The organism is Rhodococcus rhodochrous, from assembly GCF_014854695.1.
Taxonomy (GTDB): Bacteria; Actinomycetota; Actinomycetes; order Mycobacteriales; family Mycobacteriaceae; genus Rhodococcus.
The window spans coordinates 2,813,283-2,830,497 of the sequence record NZ_CP027557.1 but is presented as its reverse complement, the minus strand read 5'-3'; the positions used below and the strand labels follow the sequence as shown (position 1 = coordinate 2,830,497).

The following is a 17,215-nucleotide window of genomic DNA, read 5'->3' as shown; positions in this document are numbered from 1 at the left end:
TCGGGTGACACGCTCTCACCGAATGTCCCACCACGGGCGCCGCTTCTGCAGGAACGCCGTCATCCCCTCCGCGGCTTCCTCGGAACCGAACATCCGTGCCGAACGTGCTGCCAGGTCGTCTCCGTAACGATCGAAGTCCTCGAGGATCCGCTGCGTGACGAGACGTTTCGACTCGGCCAGACCCTGGGGTGAGCATGCACGGATCTCCGCGAGCAACTCCACTAGGACAGCGTCGGTATCGGCCACCGACAGGGTGACGAGACCCTCGGAGCACGCCTCCTCGGGACCGAACCGTTCGCCGGTCAGGAAGTACCGTGCCGCCGCGCGCGGCGACAATCGCGGGAGCACCGTCAAAGAAATGATCGAGGCGGCCAGACCGAGCCGTGCCTCGGTAAGTGCGAAGGTCGACGCCGGCCCGGCGACGACGATGTCGCAGGCCCCGATCAGACCCATACCGCCGGCGCGGACGTGCCCGTCGATGCGGGCCAGGACCGGCTTGGGGAGCTCCAGGATCTGCCGGAGCAAGGCCGTCATGTCGCGGGTGCGTGCGGCAGCCGTCTCCTGCGCGGATCCGGAAGATCCGCTCAGATCCGCTCCAGCACAGAATATTCCACCGGTATGGGTGAGGACGATCGCGCGGACGTCGGGATCGGCGGCCGCGTCGACGAGTCCGCGTCTCAGTTGGGTCAGCAGCGGTACCGATAGAGCGTTGCGGTTGTGCGGTGAGTCGAGGGTCAGTGTCGCAGTGCCGTGGTCGACGATGTAGCGCACCACCACCGGATCGGGTTCGGTCATGACAACTCCTCGATGTGGTGTCCCCCTTTACCGTCGCGGCTCTCGACCGGTGCGGACTCGCCGTGGGGCATGACGACAGCGAGGACGGCACCGACGGCGACCTGATCGCCGACCTCGACGGCGAGCGTCGTGACGGTGCCGCCGGTGGGTGCGGTGACGGTGTGCTCCATCTTCATCGCTTCGAGCCATACGAGAGGTTGGCCCGCGTCCACCACATCGCCGACGGCAGCGCCGAGCCTGATCACCGATCCCGGCATGGGCGCGAGTAGTGATCCGGCAGCGATCCGGGCGGTGGGGTCGACGAAGCGCGGCGCCGCGGTCAGGCGCACCGGTCCGAGCGACGAGTCGACGTACACCGCGTCGCCGTACCGCGCCACCGCGAAATGCCGGCGGACACCGTCGATGTCCAGAACCACCCGATCCGGTGTGAAGCCGACGACGCCGAGGTCGTCACCGCCGTCGACGTGGACACCGTCGCGCGCGATCCGGTAGCGCACCTCATGGTCGCCGTGCACGCCGGAGAATCGTTTGACCTGCGGCTGCGAGGGCAGATTCCGCCATCCCGAGGGCAGTCTCGCATTCACCGTGGCAGCGGCGCGGTTGGCAGCCGACTCCGCCAGAGCAGCGGCGATCGCAGACACCGCTTCCGCGTGCGCGGAGGCGAGCGGGGCCGACAGTTCCGCGAATCCGTGGGTGTCGAAGAAGGCGGTGTCGGTCTCCCCTGCACCGAAAGCGGGATGCCTGAGCACCGCGACGAGGAGATCGCGGTTGGTGACGATGCCGTGGATCTCGGTGCGCGTCAACGTCGACGCCAGCAGACGCACAGCGCGGTCGCGGGTCGGCGCGTACGAGATGACCTTGGCAAGCATGGCGTCGTAGTGGACCCCGACCTCCGATCCCGCGATGACACCGGAATCGACGCGCACACCGGTGTGCCGGAGCACGTCGAATTCACGTGCCTCTTGCGGCAGCGCGAAACGGTGCACGGTGCCGGACTGCGGTTGCCAATCCCGGGCCGGGTCCTCGGCGTAGAGCCTGGCCTCGACGGAGTGACCGTGCACGGGTGGTGGTTCGGGGTCGAGAGGGTTGCCGTCGGCGATTCGGAACTGGAGGTCGACGAGGTCGAGCCCGGTCGTGCATTCGGTGACGGGGTGCTCGACCTGCAGCCGCGTGTTCATCTCCAGGAAGTGGAACTTGCCCGAGCGGTCCGCGAGGAACTCGACGGTGCCGGCGCCCTCGTACCCGATGGCCTGAGCGGCGCGCCGCGCGGCGTCGAACAGGCGTGGACGCATCCCCTCGATCCTGTCGACGAGTGGCGAGGGTGCCTCCTCGATCACCTTCTGGTGGCGACGTTGGATCGAGCATTCGCGTTCGCCCACCGCCCACACCGTGCCATAGCGGTCCGCGAGGATCTGGACCTCGATGTGCCGCCCGTTCTCGAGATACCGCTCGCAGAACACCGTCGGGTCGCCGAACGCCGCCCTGGCTTCCCGGCGGGCCGCGTCGAGTTGCCTCTGCAGGTCGGCCAATGTCCGCACCACCCGCATTCCGCGCCCTCCACCACCTGCGGATGCCTTGACGAGCACCGGGAGGTCGGCGTCGGTGATGTCGGCGGGGTCGAGTTCGGCGAGAACAGGGACACCGGCGTCGGTCATGATCTTCTTGGCTTCGACCTTCGAGCCCATCCGTTCGATCGACTCGGGAAGCGGTCCGATCCAAATCAATCCCGCCTCGAGCACTGCGCGCGCGAATCGTGCGTTCTCGGAAAGGAATCCGTAACCCGGATGAACTGCGTCGGCACCCGTCGCCAACGCAGCGGCGACGATCTTCTTCCCGTCGAGGTAGGTCTCGGCGGGAGTGACTCCCGGAAGTCGCACGGCGGCATCGGCGTCGCCGACGTGCGGACTGTTCGCGTCGGCATCGGAGAACACGGCGATCGCCCCGAGTCCGGCCCGACGGCACGACGCGAACACGCGGCGGGCGATCTCGCCGCGATTCGCCACGAGCACCGTGGTGATGGTCGATTCGGTCACGGGAACCTCACATCCGGAAGACGCCGAAGGATTCGGCACCACTGATCGGGGCGGTGGCAACGGCCGACAAGCACAGTCCCAGCACGGTGCGGGTATCGCGGGGGTCGATGATGCCGTCGTCGTAGAGACGACCGGACAGGAACATCGGCAGCGATTCGGCTTCGATCTGGTTCTCGACGGCCGCTCGCATCGCCTCGTCGGCGGCTTCGTCGAAAGCCTGGCCGCGCGCCTGCGCAGCTGCACGGCCCACGAGGGAGATGACCCCGGCCAATTGGGCACCGCCCATGACCGCAGATTTGGCGCTGGGCCACGCGAACAGGAACCGCGGATCGAAAGCCCGTCCGCACATGCCGTAGTGACCGGCACCGTAGGATGCGCCGATCAGGATGGAGATGTGCGGCACCGTCGAGTTGGCGACCGCGTTGATCATCATCGCCCCGTGCTTGATCATGCCGCGCTCCTCGTATTCTCGGCCCACCATGTATCCGGTGGTGTTGTGCAGGAACAACAGCGGCGTATCGGCACGGTTGGCGAGTTGGATGAACTGGGCTGCCTTCTGGGATTCCTCGTTGAACAGCACGCCGCGCGCGTTGGCGAGGATCCCGATCGGATAGCCGTGCACCTGTGCCCACCCGGTCACGAGCGATGACCCGTAGAGCGGTTTGAACTCGTCGAAGTCGGAATCGTCGACGACGCGAGCGATGACCTCCCGCGGATCGAAGGGCTGCCGAAGATCCTCGGGGACGATTCCGAGCAGCTCCTCGGCGTCGTACCGGGGTTCGCGTACGTCCGCCTGGGGCGCCGGGCCGGCCTTGCGGTGGTTGAGGCGTCGCACGATGCTGCGACCGATACGCACCGCGTCCTGTTCGTCGACCGCGAAGTGGTCGGCCAGACCCGAGATACGGGCGTGCATCTCGGCGCCGCCGAGTGACTCGTCGTCCGATTCTTCTCCGGTGGCCATCTTCACCAGCGGCGGACCGGCGAGGAACACCTTCGACCGCTTCTCGATCATCACCACGTGGTCGGACATACCGGGGATGTATGCGCCGCCGGCGGTCGAATTGCCGAACACCACCGCGATGGTGGATATGCCTGCCGCCGACAACCGGGTCAGATCGCGGAAGAGCCGGCCACCGGGGATGAACACTTCCTTCTGCGTGGGCAGATCCGCGCCGCCGGATTCGACGAGGGAGATCAGCGGCATCCGGTTCTGCAGGGCGATGTCGTCGGCACGCAACGTCTTGCGGAGCGTCCACGGATTGCTGGTTCCCCCGCGCACGGTGGGGTCGGTGGCCACGATGACACATTCGATGCCTTCGACCACGCCGATGCCTGTGACGACGCTGCCGCCGACGGGAAACTCGGTGCCCCAGGCCGCGAGCGGTGACAGTTCGAGGAACGGCGAGTCGGGGTCGAGGAGCAGTTCGATCCTCTCCCGCGCAAGCAGCTTGCCCCGGTCGTGGTGGCGCCGGACGTACTTCTCTCCCCCGCCGGCAAGGGCCTTGCCGTGTTCGATGTCGAGTTCGGCCAGCCGAGCACGCATCGTCTCGGCGGCCGCGGCGTATTCGGTGGAGCCGGGATCGAGGGTCGAGATCAAGGTGCTCACGAATGCTTCTCCAACAGGACGGTGGGGATGTCGATGTATCGGGCGCGCAACCATTCACCGAGGCCCTTGGCCTGCGGGTCGAAGCGGGCACGGGAGGCGACGCCACGACCGAGAATTCCCTCGATCACGAAGTTCACCGCCCGCAGATTCGGAAGCAGATGACGCGTGACGGACAAAGGTTCGATTTCGGGGAGCAGTTCCTTCAGTGTGTCGACGGTGAGAGTGTTTGCAAGCCACTGCCATTCGTCGTCGGATCGGACCCACACCCCGATATTGGCGTCACCGCCCTTGTCGCCGCTTCGGGCACCGGCGATCGTGCCGAGCAGAACGCGACGAGTCTGTCCGGGCGACAGCGGCGCGGGCACATTCGGGTCCGGCAACGGTTCGAGGGCCCGGGTGGTCGCCGCGGCCGGGATGTCGACGCGGGTGCCGTCGGGCAACACTGCAATGTGCGGCACGCGGGTCGCCTCGACGTACTCGGCCGTGTAGACACCGTAGGCGGCGCCCGGGCCGGGCGGAGCGGTGACGAAGAACCCGGGATAGCTTGCAAGGGCGAACTCGACGGCCGTGGAGGTGAATGCACGTCCGACGACGTCGGGGTCGGGATCGCGCGCAGTGCAGCGCAGCAGAGCGCTCGCGGTTTCCTCCGTGTCGGCATCGGCATGGTCGGTGCGGGCGAGAGTCCATTCGAGTTCGGCAGGCCGTCTCGGCAAGTCCGATTCCATCTGAGATCGCACCAACTGGGCCTTCGCGTCGATGTCGAGTCCGGTGAGGACGAAGACGACCTCGTTGTAGAACCCGGCGAGCGCGTTGAGGCACACCTTCAGGGTCGGTAGGGGCGGCTCGCCCTTCACGCCGGTGATGCGGACACGATCGGGTGCTTCCCGGCTCAGCATGGCGGTGTCGATGCGCGCGGTGACGTCGGGGTTCGCGTAGCGCCCGCCCGTCACCTCGTACAGCAGTTGTGCGGTGACCGTGCCGACGGTGACGGCTCCTCCGGTGCCCGGGTGCTTCGTGATCGTCGCCGCGCCATCGGCCTCGATCTCGGCAATGGGGAATCCGGGGCGGACGAGGTCGTCGAGTTCGGTGAAGAACGCATAGTTTCCGCCGGTCGCCTGGGTACCGCATTCGATGACGTGCCCGGCGACAACAGCACCCGCGAGTGCATCGAAGTCATCGGGAGCCCAACCGAAGTGGGCGGCGGCGGGACCGACGATCACCGATGCGTCGGTGACGCGTCCGGTCACGACGATGTCGGCGCCGGCGTCGAGGCACCGCGCGATGCCCCATGCACCGAGATACGCGTTGGCGGTCAGCGGGCGCGGGTCGGCGTCGAAACCGAACTCGTCGATGCGAGCGAGGAGATCGTCGCCTTCGACGTGGGCGATGCGCGGGGACAGACCGAGCCGATCCGCAACCGTGCGCAGCGCCGCGGCCAGACCCGAAGGATTGAGACCACCGGCGTTCGCGACGATCCGCACCCCCTTGTCGAGGGCAAGACCCATGCAGTCCTCGGCCTGCCGCAGGAACGTCTTGGCGTAGCCGAGATCGGGATTCTTCAGACGGTCGCGACCGAGGATGAGCATCGTCAGTTCGGCGAGGTAGTCGCCGGTCACATAGTCGAGTTCGCCGCCTTCGAGCATCTCGCGCATCGCCGACAGACGGTCGCCGTAGAAACCGGAGCAGTTGCCGATTCGCACGACGCGGTTCACGCGACCCCTTCCTGGACCGGTTTGCCTGCCCGTTGAGGAACGAGCGGAGAGAGACCGCCGAGAAGTGCACGTGACTCCACTATGTGGTCAGCGTCACATGCCGCTGCTCTCGGAGCAAGCACTCATGACTGTTTCGCGCGGCCCCTGGTCGTAACCCGCCGGGCCAAGAGTGGAATCACCGCTGTGTGCGGCGACGACGCCTCCCATCCGGCACGTCGGATCGCCCGGCCGGCTCTGCGGCTCCTCGCCTGCTCCTGAACTCGACGGCATCTGCGTCCGCACATCGGCCGGTCAGTGCCTGCACCACCATCTCGAGGTCGCGCAGCGTCACCTCATCGGCCGGCGAACGGCCTTCGTCATCTCGAACGGAACGGGCCATGACAACTCCTGACAGAAGAACCACCGACCGCACCGTCGACCGTCACAAAACGAACAGAACCATCGCCACGCGAACCGGCACCGGCAAGGCACCGGGCCGACATCATCGGCAGGCCTGCGACACCGCAAGTCAATCCCGCCCGGAGGTACTTCTCGCCGCGATCGGTCGCGCGCACGTAACTTGCCAGGACGACGAACCTCGAAATCGTCACGACTCCTCGTTCACGACTCCTGCCTACCTCGCGGCAGATACCGTGGATGCATACTTCACCGAGGTCAGGAGTTGCCGTGCCGAAGCTGGAGATCAAGCAGAAGGCCGAACTTTCCCGCAAGCAGGCGTCCGAGCGGTTGATCGCACTCGGCCGCGCCTTGGCGACGGGATCCGAAGTGGAACTGGACTCGGGCGGTGACACCATTTCGCTCGTCGTCGCCGACCGACTCGAATGGGAACTCGAGATCGAGGTGGACGGCGACCAGGTCGAAATTGAAGTCGAATTCAGTTGGCGCGACGCCCCATCCGACAGTTCACAAGCCGATGCGGACGAGGAGGAGGACGAGGAAGCGGACACCACCGAAGGTTCGGATGAGGACTCGGATGAGGATGAGGATGAGGGCGAGGACGAGGACGAGCCTCAGCAAACCGAGCCGCGACGGAGAGCCCCGGTCAAGAAGACGGCGCGGCGTGGTCGGCCGCGTAAGCGCGCCGCCGACTGATCGATACCCCGAATGAGGGGCTTCCATATGGGTCACGTAGAAGTGGCAGGACTTGATGTCGGCCCTTCCTCAACACTCTGACATCGGCAGAGTTCCGTTAGTACCTTTCCTGTTTCAGAGAATGTCTCATTCGGCGAGTTTCTCGAAGCAGGTCGACGCCGCGGCGAGTCGGAGGAAGGCAGCGAAGTTCTCGCCGTGGTGCTCGTAGCGGATGGTCAGTCGGCAACGCCGCGGCGGGCGATGCGTGGAACGCGGCGGACCAGTCCAGGTCCCCGCCGGCACCGAGCCGATCGAGGACCGACGGTGCAGCTCGTCGAACACCCCATCCTTGACCCAGGGCGTGAACCGACTATGCGCGATCGGAGCACTGCCCCCGAATGACGGCGGCAGGTGCCGCCAGGCACAGCCCCTGGTGAACACGCAGACGATAGCGGTGAACCACGGCGAGATGTACAGATCCTTCGCCGCCGCCGGCACGTCCGGCTTCGACTTCACAGGTGATCAGCACCAGATCGACATCAGCGGCTTGCTCCGAGCGTTCGGTCACCGTCTTCAGTTCCGCTCTGCTGGGCACCTCGACCACAAGTCGCGCGTTCTTATCCGTGACGGCGCGAGAGAAGGTGACCGTCTCCCCCAACTGAAGCTCACTGAGGGTGAAGCCGGCCGCTCGCCACGCGTCGACTTGGGGCCGGTCTCCCGACCACCAGATGCCCACTCGAGACGGCTGAGGACGCCGGTAGCTCCGAGCACCGCACCAACCACGCCGAAAATCGCCAGTGCACATACCGCCGGGGACCTGTGGTGTCGCCGCGCCTTGGCGCAGTGGTCGGTATGGCCGGTCGAACTGTCGCTGGTTGCGAAATGCGGCGAGAAACCCGGCGACACCGAGCGTGCCAGACCACCCACACCCTCCCCGGTGAGCAAAACTGGGTGCCAACGATCGACCTTGCCCCGATTCGAAGGAGTCCGATGTCTCGCCATGTGCCAACCTGGATGACGATTGTGGTGCTGTCACTGTGCGGCATGGTCTCAGCGTTGCAGTTCACCCTGGTCATTCCGCTGCTGCCGGAGTTCCCCGGGCTACTGGACATCTCCACCTCGAACTCCTCGTGGCTGGTCACCGCCACCCTGCTCACCGCCGCCGTGAGTACCCCGGTCGTGGCCCGGATGGCCGACATGTACGGCAAGCGACGGATGTTGTCGGTCGCATTGGGGGCGATGATCGTCGGCTCGGTGATCTGCGCCATGGAGGTCTCCTTCCTGACGATGATCGCCGGGAGAGCGCTGCAGGGCTTCGGTGCCTCGCTGATCGCAGTGGGGATCAGCCTGCTGCGCGACAAGCTCCCACCAGAGCGCATCGGCAGTGCGGTAGCGTTGATGAGCGCGACGATGGGCATCGGTTCGGCGCTCGGGCTCCCCCTGGCGGGCGTGTTGACCGACTGGCTGGGTTGGCACTCGATCTTCTGGTTCAGCGCCGTCATCGGAACGGTGCTGGTCGTGGCGTTGCTCGTGGTGGTCGAGGAGTCACCGGTGCGCACACCGGGCCGCTTCGACGCAGTCGGGGCGCTGGTGCTCTCGGCGGCACTGGTATGCCTGCTGCTGCCGATCTCCAAGGGCAACACCTGGGGATGGGGCCAGCCGCTGACCCTCGGCCTGTTTGCCTCCTCGGTGCTGCTGTTCGCAATCTGGACGCCGCTGGAGCTGCGCGTCAACGAGCCCCTGGTCGACCTGCGCACCAGTGCGCAACGACCGGTGCTGATGACCAACCTCGCCTCCATCTTCGCCGGGACAGCGATGTTCGTGAACATGCTGGTCACCGTCCAGGTTCTCCAGCAGCCCAGTGTCAGCGGCACCGGGTTCGACCTGGGCGTCAGCGCTGCCGGTCTGGCGATGGTGCCCTCGGGGTTGGCGATGGTGGCCATGTCACCGCTGTCCGGGTGGTTGCTGGGCCGATGGGGCGGCCGCCTGGTGCTCCTGTCCGGCGCGGCACTCATGGCACTGGCCTACGCCGGCCGCCTCGTCTACGCCGAGTCCGTGACCGCGGTCGTGATCGGCTCGACCCTGGTCGGAATCGGCACCGCGCTGGCCTTCGCCGCGATGCCGACACTGATCATGTCCTCGGTACCGATCACCAAGACCGCATCGGCCAACGGCCTGAACTCACTGGTGCGCTCGGTCGGCACCTCGTTGGCCAGCACCCTGGTCGCGGTCATCATGGCGACCCACCAGGTCGAGATCGCCGGTAACTTCTACGCCACCGACACGGCATTCCAGCTCGTACTCGGCCTCGGCGCCCTGGCAGCAGCGACCTGTGCCGCGGTGGCGGCCCTGATCCCCAGAGACCGCCGCACCCACCGCGAACTGGAACTCGCCCGCGCCCAAGGCCAGGAGAAACACGAAGCGGTCGTGCGGGGCCAGATCCGGCTGGCCCGCTCCGACAACAACGCCCGCGGGATGATGCTGGTATCAGTGCTCGACATGCACGGCGAACAGCTGGACTGGAGCCGGGCCGACAACGACGGCCGCTATGCGGTGGTGCTGCCCGGCCCGGGCACCTACGTGGTGGTCGCGAACACCCTCGGCTGGGCACCGTCCGCCACCGTGATCGACTTCGCCGGCGGCGAGATCGTCCAGGACATCACCCTCGACGACGAACTCACCGTCTCCGGCACCGTCACCTGCGACGGCCGACTCGCCCCCGGCGCACTGGTTGCGCTCAGCGAGGCGATGGGAAAACATATCGACTCCACCCACTGCGACGACCGCGGCCGCTACTCCTTCCAGCTGCCTCCGACCGGTCGCTATGTATTGATCGCGTACGACGCCCCCACCGGGCGCGCCCACGCCCGCAAAGTGTCGTTGACCATCGAGTCCGAGGTCGTCGACATCGCCATCCCACTCGCCGGCACCAACCGGTCGGCTGACCGTCGTGACTCCGACGCTGTCGCGGTGTTGCCCTGGGAGGCACCGGCAACGCACACATGAACAACCCGACTGCAGCTGAACTCAGCGCCGACAGGTGCGAGAGCATCTGAAAGCTCAGTGTCCGTCGGCTCGACATATAACGAACCCCGTAACAGCGATGCCAAGCACCACTGCGACCGCGAACCGAATCCGCGCTCGGCGTCCCCGCCCACTAGGCGGTCGGCGCGTAGGTCGAAAGCGACGATGTCCTCCTTGCCTTCACCGACACGCGGTACATCACAGGTGGCGTCTGCCGGTCGACCGCGGGATGATCGAAGTACTCCGACACTTCAACCGAGGTTCGACCTGACGCACAGAGGAGAGAACTGTGAGATTGAGTCATCTTCCCCTCCGTCTGACAACCGGCGCGTTCATTCTCAACTCGGGCCTTGGAAAGCGAGCATTGTCCTCCGAAGCTGCCGCCGGGTTACAGGGCATGGCCGCCAACGCTGTTCCCGCTGTACGCACGATGCGGCCGGAGACTTTCGGAAAGACGGTCTCTGCAGCCGAAACGACCCTCGGTGTAGCACTGCTCGCGCCGTTCGTGCCCTCTGCGCTTGTTGGGGCCGCACTCGCGGCCTTCAGCGGTGGATTGTTGACCATGTACTGGAAAACCCCGGGCATGCACGAGCACGGCTCGATCCGACCCACCCAGGATGGCACCGCCGTGGCCAAGGACGTGTGGATGTTCGGCATCGGTGCAGCCCTCGTGATCGACGCACTGGATCGCAGACGGCAGACAGCGGTCGTAACTCCGTAGAAACCTACATGGCGCGCGGGAACCGCGCCGCTTTTCGATGAAGTGATCGGCGTCGGCGGGTTCACCCGAGAGCGCAAAACCGCGCCGCCCTCGGCGCGCGGCACCGGGCCCGACGCCTTCTACGAACTCGCGCTCAGGTTGCGCGCCGCATTCGAAGATCTGAGGTACGAGATCCACCACGCCGTTACCGAGTGGAATCTCGTCACGGTGAACTCGACGATGCACGGACACCACACCGCACCGATCGCCTTCTACACCGAAGACGGCAAGATCGTCGAGCGTTGGGCGAACCGGGACGACCTGACGCTCGCCAAGCAACTCGGGTGGGTCCCGCCGACGCCGGCCTATCTGATTCGGATGGCGCGCGCCGAGCGCCACGCCCAGCGCATCCGCCGCCGGGTAGCGGGGGAATCCGAGATGTCGAGGCACACGACCGACCGCGCAATACCGTCGATGCGGTTCTCGCACCGCTGATCGCATGCTCCCTCCGCAAGGACCTGAAGACGGTTGCGAGCCGTCGTCGACGTCGAGTATCTCGGATCGGAAATGCTCGTCGGCATCCGCCTCGACGCCCCCGGTGGTGCAGTCCCCGAACGGGTCACCGTGCGCCGCTTCGGCGTCACCACTCTCGATCCGGGCGACCGCGTCGGCATCCGGGTACTCGGCGCCGGCGTGGCATACCCGGTTCAGTCCTTCGAATCGTCCTCAGGCCCGAGGTAGCCACCGCCGCGCAAGGACAGTGGGCCGCCGAGTGGGGGTGAACGCGGAACACCGCCCCACACGGGTTGCACGGCCATGACCGAAAGTCTTTCCCGATCCCTACACAGGTAGCGACTCGACGAAGCCGATTCGTACGAGGTGACGTGCAGCCGGCTATCAGAGAGCCGACATGCTCGCGGAGTCGGATTCCGCTGCTGCGGAGTTCAGTTGGAGAACGACGACAGCATGCACTCGTTCGCCCCGAACGATGGTCGGGAACGCCGATGCCGATCAGCGGACGCTCACGACACCGTCTTCGAAGTAGATCGAGCCGCGCTCGAACGTACTCACCTTCACCCCGTCGACGTCGATCTCATCACTGACCGGGTAGCCCAATGCGCCCTGGCTACCGCCGAGCTCGTTCCACTTGTTGCGAATCTCCCCCACACGATGTACGGAGGATGACCGGTCTTCTGGATGACCACACCACCGACGAACCACCGATACCCGAGCACTCGTCAGCGGCGGACATTCCCTGACCCGTGTCTGCCACGGGTGACCCCACTCGGCGCTACCGCCCGCCTTCGTTCTCGGCGCAGTCACCTTGATGGCGTCTCCGTCGATCCGCCCCGTCGGCAGGGCTCCCCACTTCAGATGTAGTCGGTGCACCCATTCTCCGGGGCGTACCAGCGTTCCTACCGTGGACCGTCCGCCGTCGCGGATGCATACCTCCGTCGACGAAAGAGTTCGGCATCGCCGTCGGCGCCGACAGAATGAATCAGGGGGTGAAATCGAAACACAGGTACCGACAGGGGCGTAACAGTAGCGAGCCGGACGGCAACCCGCGATGCACTCCGCACCCCGACGGGGTTTCGAGTGGAAAAGCCCTCGTCCGACAACCTCATGCCATCAGGCCGGCCGCGAAACGCCGGGGATTTCGGCCGATTCATCCGGCGGCGTCTTCTCCCCTGGCTCGCGGGCGTAGACCACAGATGCCGGGAAGTCGGCTGAAATGTTCGGATACGCTCTCGATGCTGCTCCTCGGGGGGTCCGAAAGAGCAGCACGCGTCGATACGGTGGGGCACGCCGCTGCCGAGCGCGAGTGCTCGGGCGTGCCGTATGCAAGGAAAACGATGACGCACGAAATACATCATTTCGATTTGGGTCTGTGGGTGCTCTTCGTCGCCTACGGGACATCGATTGCCGGGTCCTATGTCGGGCTGTCCTGCGTCCGGCAGGCCCACACCCGTCCCTCACGGACGGCTCGGTGGGCGTGGTTGTTGTTGGGTGCGTTGTCCCTCGGAGGCGTCGGTATCTGGATTACGCATTTCATTGCCATGATGGGCTTCTCAGTGCCCGGTTCGTTGATCCGTTACGATCCCGTATTGACGGCGCTGTCCGCGGCAGTGGCAGTAGCTGCAACTTTGTTCGGGTTGTGGCTCATCGATATTCGGGCCTTGTCGGCGGGCCCCCTCGGACGTGCAATCGCATTGTCCGTAGGCGGAGTAGTGATGGGACTGGCGGTCAGTCTGATGCACTACAGCGGTAGGGCCGCGATCCGGATCAGTGGCACACTCACCCATGATTCGCTCTTCGTCATGGTCTCGATACTCATCGGCATCGGCGCTTCCACAGCTGCATTGTGGCTGGCCCGCAGAGCTGCACGGCTTGCCACGCGCGTGCTGGGAGCGGTGATCATGGGCGGTGCCGTGGCAGCGTTGCATTACACCGGCATGGCCGGTCTGCACGTCGACATGTCCACGGAAGCACCGGTTCCTGACGGTGTGCCGATCATGACGCTGCTGCTCGCTGCCTTCGCCGTTGGCACGCTCGTGCTCAGCGCACCGTTGATTCTGTTGGTGTTCGCCTCACGAGCTGGCGAAGCGCACCTCGATGAGGCGGTCGAGCAGTGGGTGACCGATCGTCACGGTGACCCCGCTACGTCGTGGAGACATCTCGACGGAGAGGCCGGTGTTCGTCAAGGGCGGCGGGGTGGGCACTACCGCTTCCCCACCGCGCCACCGCGGATGCGCAGCACGCCCTCGTACTCCGAGGATCGCCACTAGAGCGACCCGCGGCAGCAGGACCGAAGGACAACCCTGTCCGTAGTAGACACCGTCGAGAGGACCGTAGCGGTCGACAAGGGTCTCGACGCCGGCGAGGTCACCGATGAACAGGCGACCTCGTGCACTGTCGACGACGGATCGCCAGAAAATCGGCGAGTCGGTGACGCCCACCCCGCGCGTTGCCGAAATATACTCTCGCACTTATTTCTTGCCGAGATCGATCGTCGATCTCGTCAACGTTCGTTCGTCGCAGATCGCACACGGTAGAGCTCCTGCTCACCGCTGAACCCCTTCAGCTGGTACGACCCCGCGAAATCGACCTCCAAGAGGGATGCATCCAGACGACTCATCGTCTCGCTGTCGGCCAGTATCTCCAGTGGCTCCGCAACCGCAACGATCCTGCTGGCGCGATTCAATGATTGCCCCACCCAGTCACCCGCACTGTGCACTACCGCACCCCATGCGATGCCGACATGAAGCGGCGGAAGTCCCTGGTGCTGAGCTGAATTCACAAGTCGCACAGCCGCCTGAGCAAGCGCGGTCGGATCGGGCGAGATCAACATGACCGCGTCACCGATCGTTTTCACGAACCGAACCGGTTCCTCCACCAGATCGGTGGTAAGACTGTCCAACCGGTCGGCCAAGCCTCCGAGCTCGGTCGGCGAGAGCTGTTCACCCAACGGGGTGAATCCGACGAGATCCGCGAAACACACGGCCACGTCGTAGACGTCCGGCGAAGGGCGATCGGTCCCGCTGATACGGACCTGATGGCTGAGATGCTGACGAAGCCGCGTCGTCACAGCCTGACTGAGCAGGCGGGACTGAACGGCAGCGAACTGCCTCAGGTCCTGAGCAAGCGTCAGAGCAGCCTCGGGCCGCTCCCGATACACCTCCAACTGCTTCTCCAGAAACGGCCTGCTGACATCTGCGAACATCGAGGCATTTCTGCCGACCACCCGAGCAAACGCAAACAAGGTGGCATCGTCACTCCCGAGCGCACGGTACTCCGTCAACAACCGCGCCAGACGCAGATCATCTTCACTGTAATCTGCCGCCTCCGTCGTGGACACACCCCGACCCATCGAACGAAACCATCGCTCCACATCGGCCGACCGAACGCCGGTCTGCTGCGCAATCTGTTCCAAGGTGTACATCTCCCCGCGCGGCGCCAACGCATCATCGAACACCAGATAGGCCAATTGACCGGCGCTGGTCGCCCGACCCAACTCGGTCATGCTCACTCCATGATCGACAAGTTGGTGCAGGACCGCGATCCGGGAACGTCTGGCTGCCCCGGTCAAGCCGTTCAACAGTCCGGCCCGAGCGAACGCACGCACACGACGGGGGCGCGAAAGTACACGGGTCAGCCGGGACACCAGCGGTTCGACGGTGGGAATCTGCACTCGGGAATTGTCGCAGGTACCCGATCGACCCGAATTCGATCCAAGGCAAGCTCGCGAGGACGGTAGCGGTGATTGTCGGCACCGGGCGAGGCAGAAGGTGACATGATGCGGATGCTCCGAGAAGAGGCGCCGCTCGGATCGGGACACAACGGACCTCAACATGCGAACGTCGAGAATGCCACCCGGTACCGTCTCGTGAATGACGAACTCGGATCATGGAAACCCCGGCGACGCCCCCACGGTGCCGCCGCCACTGACAGAGATCGTGAACGCGACACGCCCTTCTGCCGCCGAAGAAGCACGGACGGTCGCAGCCTCGACGAACACCGGCACTCTCGCGACCCTCACCAAGGACGGAGATCCCTGGGCTTCTTTCGTGACGTACGGACTGGTCGGAGGCTCTCCGGTGTTGTGCGTGTCGCACATGGCAGAGCACGGCCGTAATCTTGCGCGCGATCCACGCGCGAGCATCGCGATCGTAGCTCCTGCCCCGCAGTCCGACCCGCTCGCCAGCACCCGCATCACCCTCGCGGGATATGTCGAGCGGCCCGAGGGCGAGGAGTTGGCCGCGGCACGGGAAGCGCACCTGGCCGCTGTCCCCGCGGCACGCGTGTACATCGATTTCAGCGACTTCTCGCTCTGGATTCTGCGGGTGCAGCGCGTGCGCTGGGTCGGGGGGTACGGGCGGATGGATTCGGCCACCGCCGAGGACTACGCCGAAGCGCTGCCGGATCCGGTTACCCCGTCGGCCGCTCGTGCGATCGCACATCTCAACGACGATCACGCCGATTCGTTGCTGGCAATGGCCCGGAAGCTCGGCGGATTCGCGGATGCCACAGCAGCAACCTGTGTCGGAGCCGACCGCTACGGCCTGGACCTCGATGTCACCACGCCGCGCGGTCGAGCCATGACGCGCGCCGGTTATCTGTCGCCACTCGATTCGGCCGACGAATTACGAGCAGCAACAGTCGCTTTGGCTCGCATGGCACAATCACCGTAACCACGGTCCACGAAGACGAGGCACTCTGCCGACTACGAACACCAGGTTGTTCGACCAGTGCGGACGCAGGACGAAGACATCATCGCTATCGGTACCATCCGAACCGTGAGCGCCCGAACGGTGACCTCCGCGCTGGTCCTTGCTGCCGCCCTGACCGGCTGCTCGAGCACGGACACCGGAGCCGGCACCGACCCGCTCGACACGACCACGAGCACACCTGTACCGAGCGAACAATCACAGATCTATTCGGCTGCCCTGCACCATCTCATCCTCGTGGACAACCCCTTCGCGAAAGCACCGACTCCCGTCGGGTACATCTACATCGTCGACGGTCCCGCATCACGCAGCTTGGCGATGTTCATCGCCGCCGATGGACCGCAGTTCGACACCGACCTGAAGAACGAGATCACCGCCCGAGCCGCCGATCTGCCGCCCGTCGAGTTCGTCGCAGACCCTCAGCTGCATACGGAGCCCGCACGGCAGGGCTTGACCGGGGTCGACAACGACGGCGTCCTGGTCGGACTGTCCTCCCTCGGACGGCAGGACGACGGAACGGTCCACGTCGGCGCCGGACTGTGGTGCGGCATCGACTGCGGACTCGGCCTCACCTACGTCCTCGATCATGCCGACGGACGGTGGACAGTGACAGGAACGACTGGGCCGGTCGTCATTTCGTAACAGGACGACTCTGTAGGAGAAACGTCCAGGATCGAACCCCACTGCGACACGGCACGTCCCGCGACACGCGAGCCGACGCCAGTGAAAGCGACCGTCTACGACGGATGGGGACCGATCTTTCTCGCCGACGCCGACGGCAGCGCGTCACAGCAGCTCACCGACCACAACGGTCGACAGCACCGATGACCGATACAGCACCATCCTGGGCCCCTACTCCGACAACTTCGTGTACCCGGGGGGGTGGTCGTGCACACGGTCGAGGTCTCGAATAGTCTGTGCTGTGCCCCCGTGCTCCCTGACGGAGGCACAGTTCGCGCGCTCTCCCCCCCCAGCGCGTGGACGAAGGTCCGTCGGCGCCGTATGCCGACGGAACCTCGCAGGCCGGTGATGGTGAGCACCCCTCGTAA

14 protein-coding genes and 2 pseudogenes are annotated in these 17,215 nt (G+C 65.5%); 8 read left to right on the top strand and 8 right to left on the bottom strand.

All coding sequences use genetic code 11. The annotated features are described in order from the left end of the window. Positions 1-15: 15 nt before the first annotated feature. From C6Y44_RS13225 to C6Y44_RS13210, 4 genes are read right to left on the bottom strand one after another with little or no spacing between them, the layout of a single operon-like run. Positions 16-795 (bottom strand): enoyl-CoA hydratase family protein, encoded by a 780-nt coding sequence (locus C6Y44_RS13225; RefSeq protein ID WP_159418260.1) that lies wholly within the window; start codon positions 793-795, stop codon positions 16-18. Beyond that, on the bottom strand, positions 792-2,828 hold the full coding sequence (locus C6Y44_RS13220) for an acetyl/propionyl/methylcrotonyl-CoA carboxylase subunit alpha (protein WP_159418261.1): 2,037 nt from the start codon (positions 2,826-2,828) through the stop codon (positions 792-794). Before C6Y44_RS13220 ends, C6Y44_RS13225 begins: the two co-directional genes overlap by 4 nt. Positions 2,829-2,835: 7 nt before the next feature. Then, positions 2,836-4,434, bottom strand: a complete 1,599-nt coding sequence (locus C6Y44_RS13215; protein ID WP_159418262.1) for an acyl-CoA carboxylase subunit beta — start codon at positions 4,432-4,434, stop codon at positions 2,836-2,838. After that, positions 4,431-6,086 carry an acyclic terpene utilization AtuA family protein gene (locus tag C6Y44_RS13210; protein ID WP_230791718.1) on the bottom strand — a complete coding sequence of 552 codons (1,656 nt, stop codon included), beginning with the start codon at positions 6,084-6,086 and terminating at the stop codon, positions 4,431-4,433. The genes C6Y44_RS13215 and C6Y44_RS13210 overlap by 4 nt, the downstream gene beginning before the upstream one ends. Before the next feature lie 726 nt (positions 6,087-6,812). On the opposite strand from C6Y44_RS13210, the gene C6Y44_RS13205 reads away from it, so the two are divergent. Next, positions 6,813-7,238, top strand: a complete 426-nt coding sequence (locus C6Y44_RS13205; protein ID WP_159418264.1) for an amphi-Trp domain-containing protein — start codon at positions 6,813-6,815, stop codon at positions 7,236-7,238. Between the two features lie 250 nt (positions 7,239-7,488). Here the strand turns inward: C6Y44_RS13205 and C6Y44_RS28110 are convergent. Both C6Y44_RS28110 and C6Y44_RS28105 read right to left on the bottom strand, forming a co-directional pair. After that, positions 7,489-7,676: pseudogene (locus tag C6Y44_RS28110) on the bottom strand (transposase); the annotation flags it as partial. Continuing rightward, positions 7,588-8,022 carry a DUF7662 domain-containing protein gene (locus tag C6Y44_RS28105; RefSeq protein ID WP_443714673.1) on the bottom strand — a complete coding sequence of 145 codons (435 nt, stop codon included), beginning with the start codon at positions 8,020-8,022 and terminating at the stop codon, positions 7,588-7,590. The gene C6Y44_RS28105 and the pseudogene C6Y44_RS28110, both read right to left, overlap by 89 nt. A 209-nt stretch (positions 8,023-8,231) precedes the next feature. Here C6Y44_RS28105 and C6Y44_RS13195 point away from each other — a divergent pair, with 209 nt between their 5' ends. The 4 genes and pseudogenes from C6Y44_RS13195 to C6Y44_RS13180 form a co-directional block, all read left to right on the top strand. Beyond that, on the top strand, positions 8,232-10,223 hold the full coding sequence (locus C6Y44_RS13195) for an MFS transporter (protein ID WP_216850652.1): 1,992 nt from the start codon (positions 8,232-8,234) through the stop codon (positions 10,221-10,223). Between the two features lie 307 nt (positions 10,224-10,530). Beyond that, positions 10,531-10,962, top strand: coding sequence for a hypothetical protein (locus C6Y44_RS13190; RefSeq protein WP_120282676.1), 432 nt, complete (start codon positions 10,531-10,533; stop codon positions 10,960-10,962). 42 nt (positions 10,963-11,004) lie between these two features. Then, positions 11,005-11,436 (top strand): ester cyclase, encoded by a 432-nt coding sequence (locus C6Y44_RS13185; RefSeq protein ID WP_159418266.1) that lies wholly within the window; start codon positions 11,005-11,007, stop codon positions 11,434-11,436. A gap of 42 nt (positions 11,437-11,478) precedes the next feature. Next, positions 11,479-11,682: pseudogene (locus C6Y44_RS13180) on the top strand (ABC transporter ATP-binding protein); the annotation flags it as partial. A 270-nt stretch (positions 11,683-11,952) separates the two neighbouring features. Here C6Y44_RS13180 and C6Y44_RS13175 read toward each other — a convergent pair. After that, a complete protein-coding gene (locus tag C6Y44_RS13175) occupies positions 11,953-12,108 on the bottom strand; it encodes an LGFP repeat-containing protein (protein WP_225623553.1) in 156 nt (51 codons plus the stop codon). Between the two features lie 584 nt (positions 12,109-12,692). Here C6Y44_RS13175 and C6Y44_RS13170 point away from each other — a divergent pair. Beyond that, positions 12,693-13,727 (top strand): MHYT domain-containing protein, encoded by a 1,035-nt coding sequence (locus C6Y44_RS13170; protein WP_225623552.1) that lies wholly within the window; start codon positions 12,693-12,695, stop codon positions 13,725-13,727. A gap of 233 nt (positions 13,728-13,960) precedes the next feature. Here the strand turns inward: C6Y44_RS13170 and C6Y44_RS13165 are convergent, their stop codons facing one another. After that, complete coding sequence (locus C6Y44_RS13165) at positions 13,961-15,064, bottom strand: adenylate/guanylate cyclase domain-containing protein (protein WP_318653680.1); 1,104 nt, start codon at positions 15,062-15,064, stop codon at positions 13,961-13,963. A gap of 265 nt (positions 15,065-15,329) precedes the next feature. On the opposite strand from C6Y44_RS13165, the gene C6Y44_RS13160 reads away from it, so the two are divergent. Together C6Y44_RS13160 and C6Y44_RS13155 are read left to right on the top strand one after the other, a co-directional pair. After that, a complete protein-coding gene (locus C6Y44_RS13160; RefSeq protein ID WP_159418268.1) occupies positions 15,330-16,130 on the top strand; it encodes a HugZ family pyridoxamine 5'-phosphate oxidase in 801 nt (266 codons plus the stop codon). 105 nt (positions 16,131-16,235) lie between these two features. After that, on the top strand, positions 16,236-16,808 hold the full coding sequence (locus tag C6Y44_RS13155; protein WP_159418269.1) for a hypothetical protein: 573 nt from the start codon (positions 16,236-16,238) through the stop codon (positions 16,806-16,808). Positions 16,809-17,215: the final 407 nt, after the last annotated feature.

Bases quoted from the DNA above. Each gene is read 5' to 3' on its own strand.
- C6Y44_RS13225 (WP_159418260.1), bottom strand. From the start codon at position 795: ATGACCGAACCCGATCCGGTGGTGGTGCGCTACATCGTCGACCACGGC.
- C6Y44_RS13210 (WP_230791718.1), bottom strand. From the start codon at position 6,086: ATGCGCGAGATGCTCGAAGGCGGCGAACTCGACTATGTGACCGGCGAC.
- C6Y44_RS28105 (WP_443714673.1), bottom strand. From the start codon at position 8,022: ATGTGCACTGGCGATTTTCGGCGTGGTTGGTGCGGTGCTCGGAGCTAC.
- C6Y44_RS13195 (WP_216850652.1), top strand. From the start codon at position 8,232: ATGACGATTGTGGTGCTGTCACTGTGCGGCATGGTCTCAGCGTTGCAG.
- C6Y44_RS13170 (WP_225623552.1), top strand. From the start codon at position 12,693: ATGCTGCTCCTCGGGGGGTCCGAAAGAGCAGCACGCGTCGATACGGTG.
- C6Y44_RS13160 (WP_159418268.1), top strand. From the start codon at position 15,330: ATGACGAACTCGGATCATGGAAACCCCGGCGACGCCCCCACGGTGCCG.